This window comes from Rhizobium sp. 18065 (assembly GCF_902706095.1).
Classification (GTDB): domain Bacteria; phylum Pseudomonadota; class Alphaproteobacteria; order Rhizobiales; family Rhizobiaceae; genus Allorhizobium.
Window position 1 is genome coordinate 121,295 of the sequence record NZ_CACSJP010000006.1, and the last position, 12,117, is coordinate 133,411.

Genomic DNA, 12,117 nt, shown 5'->3' on the forward strand with positions numbered 1-12,117 from the left:
CACCGCGTTGTCACGCGATGCCCGATGTTTTCCCTAAAGAAGGAGCGTGTTTGCAATCAGCCCTTGGCGACAGCGGCCACTTCGGCAGCGAAGTCGCTTTCTTCCTTCTCGACGCCTTCGCCGAGGAGAAGACGTGCCATGCCGGTGACTTCGATCGATGCGCCGGCTTCCTTTTCGGCAGCCTTGATCGCATCGCCGACCGTCAGGTCGGGGTTGATCACGAAAGCCTGCGACAGAAGGGCTACTTCTTCGAAGAACTTGCGCATGCGGCCTTCGACCATCTTTTCGATGATCGCTTCCGGCTTGCCGGATTCGCGTGCCTGCTCGATGAAGACGTTGCGTTCGCGCTCGGCGACAGTCGCATCAACTTCCTCGGCGCGGATGGCGAGCGGGTTGGTCGCCGCGATGTGCATGGCAACCTGGCGGCCGATGGAGGTCAGGACAGCCTTGTCGCCTTCCGACTTCAGGGCAACCAGAACGCCGAGCTTGCCGATGCCGTCGCCGGCAGCGTTGTGGATGTAGGTCGCAACGACGCCGTGCTCGACTTCGAGCTTGGCTGCACGACGCAGCGTCATGTTCTCGCCGATGGTCGCGATCGCGTCCTTGATGGTATCGACAACCGGCTTGCCGGAAGCCGGATAGGTTGCGGCCGAAATGGCTTCAACCGAACCGTCGGTGGACAGGGCAACATTGGCAATGCCGCGGACGAGTTCCTGGAAGGCATCGTTACGGGCAACGAAGTCGGTTTCCGAATTCAGCTCGACGATGACGGCCTTGTGACCGGCGCCGGCAATGGCGACCAGGCCTTCAGCGGCGGTGCGGCCAGACTTCTTGTCGGCCTTGGAGATGCCCTTGGCGCGCAGCCAGTCGATCGAGGCTTCGACGTCGCCGTTGTTCTCGATCAGAGCCTTCTTGCAATCCATCATGCCTGCGCCGGACTTTTCGCGCAGTTCCTTTACCAGTGCTGCAGTGATTTCAGCCATTGTGTGCCTCTTGTCTGTTCAGGCGGTGCACCAATCATCCGCGGGGATCATGGACTGCACCCTGTTTGGGGGACGAAATGTACCCGGAAGTGTGACAACGTGATGAAGCGGGTCACCACGGAAAAAATCAGCCGTCTTCGATGGCCTGCTCTCACGCAGAAAGCAAATGCCGGAAGAACGGAAGCCGCCCGTTGCTCAAGCGAGCTTGCGGGCGGCAGTTCCCTGTTCGGGAAGTCGCGGCGGACGCAAATCCGCCGCGTGAAGCATCAAGCTTCGGATTCAGCTTCCAGAGCCGGCTCGATCGGCGTTTCGGCAGATGCGCCGATATCACGACCGGAAGCGCCCTGCTGGCGAGCGATGCCGTCGATGGCAGCGCGTGCGATCAGGTCGCAGTACAGAGCGATGGCGCGCGAAGCGTCGTCGTTGCCCGGGATCGCGTAATCGATCAGGTCCGGATCGCAGTTCGAGTCGATGACGGCAACAACCGGGATGCCGAGGCGCTTGGCTTCGTCGATCGCGATCTTTTCCTTGTTGGTGTCAATGATGAACATCAGGTCCGGCGTGCCGCCCATGTCCTTGATACCGCCGAGGGCCTTGTCGAGCTTTTCGCGTTCGCGCTCGAGGTTCAGGCGTTCCTTCTTGGAATAGCCGGAAGCGTCCGAAGCGAGAATTTCGTCGAGCTTGCGCAGGCGAGCGATCGAGTTCGAAATGGTCTTCCAGTTGGTCATCATGCCGCCGAGCCAGCGGGAGTTGACGTAGTACTGGGCCGAACGCTTGGCGCTGTCAGCGATGATTTCCGACGCCTGGCGCTTGGTGCCGACGAACAGAACGCGACCGCCGCGAGCAACGGTGTCGGACACGACCTGCAGGGCGCGCGACAGCATCGGTACGGTCTGAGCCAGGTCGATGATGTGAATGTTGTTACGATCGCCGAAGATGTACGGCTTCATCTTCGGGTTCCAGCGGTGAGTCTGGTGGCCGAAGTGAATGCCAGCTTCGAGAAGCTGGCGCATAGAGAAATCGGGCAATGCCATGCCTAGTTATCCTTTTCCGGTTGAACCTCCGCAAGGCGAACAGCATCCTCTTCGAAGATGCCACCGGGCGGAACCATCCGGATTTCTCCCGGACAATCCCAAGCCTTACGTGTGGAATGAAGCCGCCCATACAGGGGCAGGCGGTGAAAATCAAGCACTATCGGCGGAAAACCTCAACAGCAACCCGGTTTCGCAACCTATTTGCAGTCGCCATCCGTCTTGCCGAGCAGTTCCAGCTTGGTCAGCTTTCCCGACAGAATGAAGTCGCCATAGTCCAGGGTCAGATCACGGGTGACGCCATTGTCGTAAAGCTTGAAGGACTGGCTGTAGATCGGCAACTGATCGCCCTTCGCCTTTTCGTCGAAATAGGCAATCGAGACCGGCCAGTAGTCGGCACCGGCCAAGGGCGCGACGGCCTTGACCTCGGGATCGGCACCGGTCGCCTTTTGCGCTGCGCCAACGACGGTGGTGGTCAGGAATGTCTGGTCGCCGTCTTCCGAACCATCGAAGATGCGCGATTCGAACACACGCTGGCCCTTGCGCGCCAGGGCGATCACTTCCAGCATATGTTCGGCGGGAAACCGGCTGTCTGCCAGTTCGACGGCACGCTTGTCGGGACCGGTCAGTTCGATCTTGACCTTGCCGTCGGTATCGGAAGCCGCACCGGTGACATCCTTGTCCAGCTGATCGTCGGTGAAGGACTTGTTGTCGAAACGGAACTTGCCGCCGGCGACATCCTCGAAGGTCGAGCTTCGCTGATCGGTCACCCGGACGCCGTCGCCGACATCGATGCGGGTGACGAAACGAAACTGGGTATTGTAGCCCTTGCAGGTCGAGCCGTTGAACTCGTAGACCATGCGACCGCGCACGCTTTCAATGCCGGAGCGGTCGGAGGCTTCCTTGAGAACGACGTCGTAGATGGCACGATGAGGTGCCAAACCGATCACGCCCGCAGCTTGCACGGGACCAAGCCCCATGCTTGACGCAAGGGTGGCTGTGGCGACAAGGGCCATGCGGGAACGAAACATCGATCACCTCCTGTTGGACTCGCCATCGATGTTATAAGAACACATTCGGCAAAAGCGAGACATGCTTTTGTCCGCGTTCTCTTTCGCACTGTTTATCAACAAGACCGGGAAATTCACATGTCCGATACCATCGACAGCCGCCTCCAGGCATTGGGAATCACCCTACCCGAAGCAGCAGCGCCAGCGGCCAACTATGTGCCTTATGTGATCAGCGGCAATCTGCTTTATCTGTCGGGCCAACTACCCATCGAAGGCGGCAAAATTGCGGTCACCGGCATTGTCGGTGCCGATGTCATGCTGGCCGATGCCCAGCGCGCGGCCGAACTCTGCGCCATCAACATCCTGGCCCAGGCAAGCGCTGCGCTTGCCGGAGACCTGTCGCGCATCACCCGTGTCATCAAGCTGAATGGCTTCGTCGCCTCGGCTCCGAGCTTTGTCGAACAGCATCTGGTGATCAACGGCGCATCCAACCTGATCGCCAAGGTTCTCGGCGAAGCCGGCAAACATGCGCGCGCCGCAGTCGGCATGGCCTCGCTGCCGCTCAATGCTGCCGTCGAGATCGACGCCATCCTGGAGATCAAGCTGTGAGCAGCACCGACTGGATCAAAAACGTTCCGGTCGCCCATCGCGGTTTCCACGACATGAACAAGGCCGTCTGGGAAAATACGCTTTCGGCGTTTTCACGGGCGATCGAGGCCGGCTTTGCCATCGAATGCGACATCCAGCTGTCGTCCGACAGCGTGCCGGTCGTGTTTCACGACCATGACCTGCAACGGCTGTGCAGCCTTGCGGGCGAGGTTCGCGAGCGTACCGCGGTAGAACTGGGCATGATGTCGATCGGCGGCACATCCGACCGGATCCCGACATTGAAGAAGATGCTGAACCTTGTGAACGGCCGCGTACCGCTGGTCATCGAACTCAAGGGCATCGACGCCGAGCAGGACGATGGCTTCGTTGAAAGCGTCCTTGAGGTCCTGGAGGGTTATCAGGGCAAGGTGGCGCTGATGAGCTTCGACTATCACCTGTTGCGTGCGTTGAAGGCCGTGGACTGCCCCTACCCGGTCGGTCTTACGGCCGAAGGGGCGCGGCCAGAGCAGTTCGAGGCGCATGAAGAGGCGATGGCGCTCGGGCTCGATTTTGTCTCCTACGCGGTCGCGCATCTGCCCAATAGCTTTATCACCGCCTTGCGTGAAAAAGGCACACCGGTCATTACCTGGACCGTCAGGGATGAAATCATGCGGGCGCAGACCTATACATATGCTGATCAGATGACATTCGAAGGCTTCGACCCGCGGACCTCGCCGGCGATTGCCTGACGGGAGATCCATGGCAGACGAGGTAACGATCCGCATAGTCCGTTCCTTTTCGGAAATCGATCCGGCGAAATGGGCCAGATTGTCCGGAGCTTCACGCTCCGGACCAAGCTACAATCCCTTCAGCTCGCATGCCTTCCTGTCGTCGCTGGAGGAGTCCGGCTCAGCCGTGGCGGAGACCGGCTGGCTTGGCCATCACCTGCTGCTCGAGGATGACGGCGAACTGATCGGGGCGATCCCCTGTTATCTGAAGAGCCACAGCCAGGGGGAATATGTCTTCGACCACAGCTGGGCCGATGCCTTCCAGCGCGCCGGGGGCAAATACTACCCCAAGCTACAGGCGTGCACGCCTTTTACACCTGCCACCGGCCCGCGACTTCTGGTGCGCGAGGGGGAGGAAATCGGCCGTGTCTCCAGCTTGCTGGCACAGGGGCTGCGCCAGGTGACGGCCGAGCTTGGACTGTCCTCGGCGCATGTGACTTTCATTCCGCAAGGCGAGCTTTCTTCCCTTACGGAATCCGGATTTCTGCATCGCATGGATCAGCAGTTCCACTTCCTCAACAAGGGTTACGCTGACCACGAGGCCTTCCTGGCCGAGCTATCGTCCTCCAAGCGCAAGAACCTGCGCAAGGAGCGTCGCAATGCGCTGGAGAACGGCATCACGATCGACTGGCTGACAGGCAAGGACCTGACCGAGGAGATCTGGGATCAGTTCTTCGCCTTCTACATGGATACCGGCAGCCGCAAATGGGGGCGCCCTTACCTCACCCGCGACTTCTACTCGCTGATCGGCGAACGCATGGCCGACGACGTGTTGCTGGTGATGGCCAGGCGCAATGGCCGTTATATCGCCGGCGCGATCAACTTCATCGGTTCAGATGCGCTTTACGGCCGGCACTGGGGCTGTATCGAAGACCATGCCTATCTGCATTTCGAGGTCTGCTATCATCAGGCGATCGATTTCGCCCTCGCCAAGGGCCTGGCGCGCGTCGAGGCCGGGGCGCAGGGAGAGCACAAGCTGGCGCGCGGCTACCAGCCGGTCGTCACCCATTCGGCCCATTTCATTGCCCATGCCGGCCTGAGGCGCGCCGTGGGCGACTATCTCGAACACGAGCGACGCGAGGTGGAACAGATGGGCGATTATCTCGACGAGCATACGCCATTTCGCAAGGGCGAACGGCAGGCCCGCGACGGGGAAGAATTTGACGTCTAGGCAAGTGTCGCCCGGCTTGATCCGGGGCACGGCTTGCCTTTAATGGCCTTCACAATCGAGGAGACAGACGATGAGCATTTCCGCCTACGACCCGAACAACATCTTCGCCAAGATCCTGAAAGGCGACATCCCTTCGGTGAAGCTTTACGAGGACGAAGACACACTTGCCTTCATGGATGTCATGCCGCAGGCGCCGGGGCATCTTCTGGTCATCCCGAAACAGGGTTCACGCAATCTTCTAGACGCCGATCCGGCCGTTCTGGTCACGCTGATGCCTGTGGTACAGAAACTTGCAAGCGCCGCCAAGGAAGCGTTTGACGCAGACGGAGTCTATGTCGCGCAGTTCAACGAGCCTGCCGCCGGCCAGACCGTCTTCCACCTGCATTTCCATGTCATTCCGCGCCATGACGGCCTGCCGTTGAAGCCGCATACCGGCGGCATGGAGGATATCGAGGTGCTGAAGGCGAATGCCGAGAAGATCAAGGCGGCTCTCTAGCCCATCCGGCCAGGACGGTACCGGAATGCCCGCGTCACCGGGGGCACTCCGTTTCTCGGATCCGATCGGGCGATGGCTACAGCCAGAGCAGCCCGGCCGCCAGGATTGCGAGCGGCACGAGCACACCGACGATGACGCGTTGGCCAAACAGCAGGAACGCTGCAAATCCGAGACCGGCTGCGGTCAGCCGCAGCCATAGGGGCGAGCTTTCAAGCGTTCCGGCCGGAAAGACGATCAGCTTGGCCGTGACCGCCATGACCAGTGCGGTTGCCACCGCCCTCACCCAAGCCAGCGCTTCCGACCCCTCCTGCAACCGATTGCCGGCGATCACGCCGAGCCAGCGCCACATGTCGGTCGCGAGCCACCCGGCAACGATGATCACAAGATACAAACCGTAATCCGCCATCATAGCACCTCATCCGTCTCGACAGCTGGCATCGGTTCGGGCTGCGCGCCGCGCACCAGATAGCGGTCGATCAGATAGGCCACCGTGCCGCCACCCAGCCCGGCGATCAGAATATCGAAGCCGGGCACCGCCAGCGCCAGCACAGGCCCGGAGACGACGCCGATGACGAAGGCAATCTTGACGACGGACTGATGGCCCGTCGCCCAGATCGACGCGATGAAATAGACGGGCGTCAGGAAAAACAGCACGGCTGCGACCACAGGCGGAAAGGCTGCGACCAGGCCATAGCAGACGCCAACGAGAGCTGTGTTGACGGTTACCAGCGTGATGCCGAAACCGGCAAAGAAGGCCACCCGCCCCTCACGCGGCACGTCCTTGAAACGGCCCATGGCAAAGACCCAGGCAGTAATCGCAACGAAATGCGACAGCAGCAGCAAGAGCCAGGTCGGCGTGCGCGAGGTTCGCATCTCCGGCACCAGCGAAGCGACCATCGGCATGAGACGGATCGAGGATAGCGAGACCGCAAGAAACACGGCCAGAAGATTGGCGCCACCGGTCATCGTGCCGATCAGGATCATCTTGGCCGGCAGCGCCCAGACCATCGCCGTCATGAACATCGCCTCGGAACGGCTGATGCCGGATTCGAGGGCGAAGGCGGAAAAGCCGACGAAGGAGACCATCAGGATGATGGCGGGGAGGCTGAAAAGACCGCGCATTCCGGCAAAAAACCAGCGGGTCTGGGATAGGTCAGAGGAAACCGAAGACATGCACTGTTCCGATGCGGCAAAAAGAAGTGCCGGGCATTGCCCGGCACCGGTTCGTCCAGCGTAGCGTGACGCTTATTTCTTCTTCGGCACCTTCGGCACGGCGCTGCGCTTGGCCGGCTTCGGTGCCTCGATCACGGCGGTATCCCCGTGATCCTCAGCAACGGCCGCCTTGGTAGCCGGCTTTTTCCTGCCCTTGGCCGACTTTTCAGCCACGACTTCGGCTTCCGGCTTCGGCTTGACAGGCGCCACTTCGGAAATGGCCTCCAGGTCGAGCATGTCCTCACCGGCGGGATCGGCCTTGACACCAACCTTGACCAGACCGCCCTTCTTCAGCTTGCCGAAGAGGATCTCGTTGGCCAGCGGCTTCTTGATATGCTCCTGGATGACACGACCGAGCGGACGGGCCCCCATCTTTTCATCATAGCCGCGCGTTGCCAGCCAGGCGATGGCGGCCTCGGACAGGTCGAAGGTCACGCCGCGCTCCGACAGCTGCGCTTCCAACTGCATGACGAACTTCTGCACGACCTTGTGAATGACCTCGCTCGGCAGCGACGCGAACGGGATGATCGCATCGAGACGGTTGCGGAACTCCGGCGTGAACAGGCGGTTGATCGCCTCTTCATCCTCGCCGGTGCGCTTGGACGAGCCAAAGCCGATGGCCGACTTCGCCATTTCGGACGCGCCGGCATTGGTCGTCATGATCAGGATGACGTTGCGGAAGTCGATCTTCTTGCCGTTGTGGTCAGTCAGCGAGCCATGGTCCATGACCTGCAGCAGGATATTGTAGATATCCGGATGCGCCTTCTCGATCTCGTCGAGCAGAACCACGCTGTGCGGATGCTGGTCGACGCCATCGGTCAGAAGACCGCCCTGGTCGAATCCGACATAGCCGGGAGGGGCACCGAGCAGGCGCGAAACCGTGTGCCGCTCCATGTATTCCGACATGTCGAAGCGCAACATCTCGACGCCGAGCGAGGCGGCCAGTTGCTTGGCGACTTCCGTCTTGCCGACGCCCGTCGGGCCGGAGAAGACATAGGAGCCGATCGGCTTGTTCGGTTCGCGCAGGCCGGCACGGGCCAGCTTGATCGCGGTCGACAGCGCCTCGATCGCGATATCCTGACCGTAGACGACGGAACGCAGTTCCTTCTCCAGATTGGCGAGAACCATCTCGTCATCCTTGGAGACCGTCTTCGGCGGAATGCGGGCCATCGTCGCGATGGTGACCTCGATTTCCTTCTCGGTGATCAGCTTGCGGCGCTTGGAGGCCGGCAGCAGCATCTGGGCCGCACCGGTCTCGTCGATCACGTCGATCGCCTTGTCCGGCAGCTTGCGGTCGGAAATGTAGCGGGCCGACAGTTCGACAGCCGACTTGATCGCCTCGTTGGTGTAACGCAGCTTGTGATAGTCCTCGAAATAGGGCTTGAGGCCCTTCATGATCTCGATCGCGTCGTCTATCGACGGCTCATTGACGTCGATCTTCTGGAAACGGCGCACCAGTGCCCGGTCCTTTTCGAAGAATTGGCGATATTCCTTGTAGGTGGTCGACCCGATGCAGCGGATCGCGCCCGACGACAGAGCCGGCTTCAACAGGTTCGAGGCATCCATCGCACCGCCCGACGTAGCACCGGCACCGATGACGGTGTGGATCTCGTCGATGAACAGCACGGCACCCGGATAATCCTCAAGTTCCTTGACGACCTGCTTCAAACGCTCCTCGAAGTCACCGCGATAGCGGGTACCGGCGAGCAAGGTGCCCATATCGAGCGAGAAGATCGTCGCGTCCGCCAACGCTTCCGGCACTTTGCCCTCGACGATACGCTTGGCAAGGCCTTCGGCGATCGCCGTCTTGCCGACGCCGGGATCACCGACATAAAGCGGATTGTTCTTCGAACGGCGGCAGAGCACCTGGATCGTCCGGTTGACCTCGGAATGGCGGCCGATCAGCGGATCGATCTTGCCGGTCTTGGCTTTTTCGTTGAGGTTGACGCAATAGGCTTTCAGGGCCTCCTGCTTGCCCTTGGCGGCGCCCTCTTCCTGCTCGCGACCGGGCTTGGCCTCGGCCTCGCCTTCTTCTGCGCCACGCGGGCTGCGAACCTGGGAAGCGCCCGGGCGCTTGCCTATGCCGTGGGAGATATAGTTGACGGCGTCATAGCGGGTCATTTCCTGTTCCTGCAGGAAATAGGCGGCGTGGCTCTCGCGCTCGGCGAAGATCGCCACGAGCACGTTTGCGCCGGTCACTTCTTCGCGACCTGAGGACTGGACATGGATCACAGCTCGCTGGATGACGCGCTGGAAGCCGGACGTGGGCTTGGAGTCCTCGTCATAGCCGGTGATCAGATTGGACAGATCGTTGTCGACATATTCGGAGACATTCTTGCGCAACGCGTCGAGGTTGACGTTGCACGCCCCCATCACCGCCGCTGCATCGGCATCGTCGATCAACGCCAGCAGCAGATGTTCGAGCGTCGCATATTCATGATGGCGCTCGTTGGCGTAGGTCAGTGCCTGATGCAGCGCTTTTTCGAGGCTGGGAGAAAATGTTGGCACGTCTGGTCCTCACTTTTTTTCCATGACACACTGAAGCGGATGCTCATGCTGCCTTGCGAAATCCATCACTTGGCTCACCTTGGTCTCGGCAACTTCGTAGGTAAAGACACCACACTCGCCCACACCGTGATTGTGGACCTGCAACATGACGCGAGTGGCGGCTTCCCTATCCTTCTGAAAAAAGCGCTCCAAAATATGGATGACAAATTCCATCGGGGTGTAGTCGTCGTTGAGAAGCAGGACGCGGTACAAGTTCGGCTTCTTTGTCTTCGGCTTGGTGCGCGTGATGACCGAGGTGCCGCGGTTGGCATTGTCCCCGTCGCGCTGGCTTTGCATGAAGACCGGCATAGCGATCATTTCAGTTCATTCTCCGTTGTCCGGCCTGTTTGCCGTTACGCAGCAAAGGCGGACGAACATTCAGCACAGTAAGGTAGTTCTTAATTCGGTGATTTTAAGCCCCCCGATCGATGTCGATGACAATTTGTCACGAGGGTCGGAAAGCCCAACAAAATGAAATTACAGGTTATACCAGAGACCACAAATGGCAAGACCGGCCGTGCTGGGCACGACCGGTCTCGCATGCTACGCGCAAGGTTCGATCAAGCGGCGGTGGAGAAAGGCACGATCGATTTACCCAGCGGCGCCTCATAGGGCTTGTAGACCGTCTTTGCGAGTTCGGAATACATCTCGCCCATCTTGGTCGCCTCAGCAATGAAGCCTTCGTAGGAGGATTTCATGAAGGTGGTCTGCAATTCGAAGGCAGCTTCCATGCTCTTCACGCCGGTCAGCGATTCCATGAAAGATGCGACGTCCTGAAACGACTTCTTGGAATAATCGGTCGCCTCGGCAGCGATTGCCTGGAAACCCTTCGTCACTTCCGAATAGTTCTTCAGCATGCCTTCCATGGCTTCCTTGCCCTTTTTGTTGGCGTCATCAAAATTGATCATTTGCGTCCTCCGTCAGCGCTTTATTTCAGAAGTCAGAAACATAGCAGCCGCACAAATGTCGTCAAGTAGAATTGTGCATCGCACAAATATCCATGGTTGTGTTTCGCCATAGAGAAAAGGGCCGCCCTCTTACGAGGCGGCCCCACATCATTGAATGACAAGATATATATTAGCTCGCCTTCAACCTAAGGCTTCAGCCGAAAATCACAGATCGACGTCGAGGATCGCCATCGAGAAATTGTAGGACAGATCGCCGTCTTCCTCGTCCTTGAAGACGACGCCGAGAAACTCGTCGCCGACATAGACCTCGGCCGAGTCATCCTTGCGCGGGCGGGCCTTGACGACCATGGAAGGGTTGAAAGTGCGCTTGAAATAGGCGTCGAGCTTCTTGATTTCGTCAGGTTTCACGCTGTCTCTCCATCGGCTGTCTTTGATTTGCGCCGCTTGTGGCATGGCCTTTCCGCCGATGTAAAGACGCAAAGGCAAGTTTGTCGCATCAATGCGCAATCGTGCACCGATGAGGCGGTCTCGGCTCAGTCGTCCGAAGCGATCATCTGGTCCATAGAGCGCGACGGTTCGGCGCAGCCGGCTTCACCGACGATGCGGGCGGGCACGCCGGCGACGGTGACGGCCGAAGGAACCGGCTTCAAGACGACGGATCCGGCTGCGATGCGCGAGCAGCAGCCGATCTCGATATTGCCGAGCACCTTGGCGCCCGCACCGATCATCACGCCGTCGCCGATCTTCGGATGGCGGTCGGCACCCTCCTTGCCGGTGCCGCCAAGGGTGACACCATGGAGGATGGAAACGTTGTCTCCGATCCGCGCCGTTTCGCCCACGACAAGGCCGGTGGCATGATCGAGGAAGATGCCCTTGCCGATCCGTGCCGCCGGATTGATGTCCGTCTGGAAGATGTTCGAGGACCGGCTCTGCAGATAAAGCGCGAAATCGCGGCGGCCGCGGTTCCACAGCCAATGGGCAAGGCGATGGGTCTGGATCGAATGGAAACCCTTGAAATAGAGAACCGGCTCGATAAAGCGGGTGCAGGCCGGATCGCGGTCGTAGACGGCCTGGATATCGACACGCAGGATCGAACCCCATTCAGGCCAGTCCGCCAGCATCTCATCGAACGCCTGGCGCAGAACGATTGCCGGCAGGTCGCTATGATCGAGGCGTTCACAGATGCGGTAGACGACGCAATCTTCCAGCGAGCGATGGCTCAGCACGGTCGAATGGAAAAAAGCAGCCAGCATGGAATCGCGATCGGCGGCCGTGCGGGCCTCATGCCGAAGGCTGTCCCAGATCGGGTCCATCGACTTGACCACATCCACCTTGAGGGCGTCGTTCTGTGCGACCATTTCCGGTCTCCTCGTTTGTCTCAGA

General features: G+C 59.9%; 14 protein-coding genes. 4 read left to right on the forward strand and 10 right to left on the reverse strand.

Annotated features, from left to right (window positions below):
• Positions 1-56 precede the first annotated feature (56 nt).
• From tsf to GVK95_RS15575, 3 genes are all read right to left on the reverse strand, one after another.
• Positions 57-983, reverse strand: coding sequence for a translation elongation factor Ts (gene tsf, locus GVK95_RS15565; RefSeq protein WP_159951241.1), 927 nt, complete (start codon positions 981-983; stop codon positions 57-59).
• A 266-nt stretch (positions 984-1,249) separates the two neighbouring features.
• Entirely contained in the window at positions 1,250-2,017 is a 768-nt protein-coding gene (gene rpsB, locus GVK95_RS15570) for a 30S ribosomal protein S2 (protein ID WP_007603793.1), read from the reverse strand.
• 197 nt (positions 2,018-2,214) lie between these two features.
• On the reverse strand, positions 2,215-3,045 hold the full coding sequence (locus tag GVK95_RS15575; RefSeq protein WP_159951243.1) for a cell envelope integrity EipB family protein: 831 nt from the start codon (positions 3,043-3,045) through the stop codon (positions 2,215-2,217).
• Between the two features lie 117 nt (positions 3,046-3,162).
• Here GVK95_RS15575 and GVK95_RS15580 point away from each other — a divergent pair, with 117 nt between their 5' ends.
• The 4 genes from GVK95_RS15580 (at position 3,163) to GVK95_RS15595 (ending at position 6,067) form a co-directional block, all read left to right on the forward strand.
• Positions 3,163-3,633: a RidA family protein gene (locus GVK95_RS15580; RefSeq protein WP_159951245.1), complete on the forward strand. Its 471-nt coding sequence runs from the start codon at positions 3,163-3,165 to the stop codon at positions 3,631-3,633.
• Positions 3,630-4,361 carry a glycerophosphodiester phosphodiesterase gene (locus GVK95_RS15585; RefSeq protein ID WP_159951247.1) on the forward strand — a complete coding sequence of 244 codons (732 nt, stop codon included), beginning with the start codon at positions 3,630-3,632 and terminating at the stop codon, positions 4,359-4,361. Before GVK95_RS15580 ends, GVK95_RS15585 begins: the two co-directional genes overlap by 4 nt.
• 10 nt (positions 4,362-4,371) lie before the next feature.
• Positions 4,372-5,571 (forward strand): GNAT family N-acetyltransferase, encoded by a 1,200-nt coding sequence (locus GVK95_RS15590; RefSeq protein ID WP_159951249.1) that lies wholly within the window; start codon positions 4,372-4,374, stop codon positions 5,569-5,571.
• Positions 5,572-5,641: 70 nt separating this feature from the next.
• Positions 5,642-6,067, forward strand: coding sequence for an HIT family protein (locus tag GVK95_RS15595; protein WP_159951251.1), 426 nt, complete (start codon positions 5,642-5,644; stop codon positions 6,065-6,067).
• 76 nt (positions 6,068-6,143) lie between these two features.
• Here the strand turns inward: GVK95_RS15595 and GVK95_RS15600 are convergent, their stop codons facing one another.
• From GVK95_RS15600 to cysE, 7 genes are all read right to left on the reverse strand, one after another.
• Positions 6,144-6,473: an AzlD domain-containing protein gene (locus GVK95_RS15600; protein ID WP_200844301.1), complete on the reverse strand. Its 330-nt coding sequence runs from the start codon at positions 6,471-6,473 to the stop codon at positions 6,144-6,146.
• Positions 6,473-7,240: an AzlC family ABC transporter permease gene (locus GVK95_RS15605; protein ID WP_159951255.1), complete on the reverse strand. Its 768-nt coding sequence runs from the start codon at positions 7,238-7,240 to the stop codon at positions 6,473-6,475. The genes GVK95_RS15600 and GVK95_RS15605 overlap by 1 nt, the downstream gene beginning before the upstream one ends.
• Positions 7,241-7,312: 72 nt before the next feature.
• The gene (clpA, locus tag GVK95_RS15610) at positions 7,313-9,787 is read right to left on the reverse strand and encodes an ATP-dependent Clp protease ATP-binding subunit ClpA (RefSeq protein WP_159951257.1); all 2,475 of its coding nucleotides are present in this window, start codon (positions 9,785-9,787) and stop codon (positions 7,313-7,315) included.
• Between the two features lie 9 nt (positions 9,788-9,796).
• Positions 9,797-10,144: an ATP-dependent Clp protease adapter ClpS gene (gene clpS, locus GVK95_RS15615; RefSeq protein ID WP_159951259.1), complete on the reverse strand. Its 348-nt coding sequence runs from the start codon at positions 10,142-10,144 to the stop codon at positions 9,797-9,799.
• Positions 10,145-10,386: 242 nt separating this feature from the next.
• Entirely contained in the window at positions 10,387-10,734 is a 348-nt protein-coding gene (locus tag GVK95_RS15620) for a phasin family protein (RefSeq protein ID WP_159951261.1), read from the reverse strand.
• Between the two features lie 204 nt (positions 10,735-10,938).
• The gene (locus tag GVK95_RS15625) at positions 10,939-11,142 is read right to left on the reverse strand and encodes a DUF3126 family protein (protein WP_037074398.1); all 204 of its coding nucleotides are present in this window, start codon (positions 11,140-11,142) and stop codon (positions 10,939-10,941) included.
• A 125-nt stretch (positions 11,143-11,267) separates the two neighbouring features.
• Positions 11,268-12,092 (reverse strand): serine O-acetyltransferase, encoded by an 825-nt coding sequence (cysE, locus tag GVK95_RS15630; protein WP_007603780.1) that lies wholly within the window; start codon positions 12,090-12,092, stop codon positions 11,268-11,270.
• Positions 12,093-12,117 lie beyond the last annotated feature (25 nt).

Bases quoted from the DNA above. Each gene is read 5' to 3' on its own strand.
- tsf (WP_159951241.1), bottom strand. From the start codon at position 983: ATGGCTGAAATCACTGCAGCACTGGTAAAGGAACTGCGCGAAAAGTCC.
- rpsB (WP_007603793.1), bottom strand. From the start codon at position 2,017: ATGGCATTGCCCGATTTCTCTATGCGCCAGCTTCTCGAAGCTGGCATT.
- GVK95_RS15575 (WP_159951243.1), bottom strand. From the start codon at position 3,045: ATGTTTCGTTCCCGCATGGCCCTTGTCGCCACAGCCACCCTTGCGTCA.
- GVK95_RS15580 (WP_159951245.1), top strand. From the start codon at position 3,163: ATGTCCGATACCATCGACAGCCGCCTCCAGGCATTGGGAATCACCCTA.
- GVK95_RS15590 (WP_159951249.1), top strand. From the start codon at position 4,372: ATGGCAGACGAGGTAACGATCCGCATAGTCCGTTCCTTTTCGGAAATC.
- GVK95_RS15595 (WP_159951251.1), top strand. From the start codon at position 5,642: ATGAGCATTTCCGCCTACGACCCGAACAACATCTTCGCCAAGATCCTG.
- GVK95_RS15600 (WP_200844301.1), bottom strand. From the start codon at position 6,473: ATGGCGGATTACGGTTTGTATCTTGTGATCATCGTTGCCGGGTGGCTC.
- GVK95_RS15605 (WP_159951255.1), bottom strand. From the start codon at position 7,240: ATGTCTTCGGTTTCCTCTGACCTATCCCAGACCCGCTGGTTTTTTGCC.
- clpS (WP_159951259.1), bottom strand. From the start codon at position 10,144: ATGATCGCTATGCCGGTCTTCATGCAAAGCCAGCGCGACGGGGACAAT.
- GVK95_RS15620 (WP_159951261.1), bottom strand. From the start codon at position 10,734: ATGATCAATTTTGATGACGCCAACAAAAAGGGCAAGGAAGCCATGGAA.
- cysE (WP_007603780.1), bottom strand. From the start codon at position 12,092: ATGGTCGCACAGAACGACGCCCTCAAGGTGGATGTGGTCAAGTCGATG.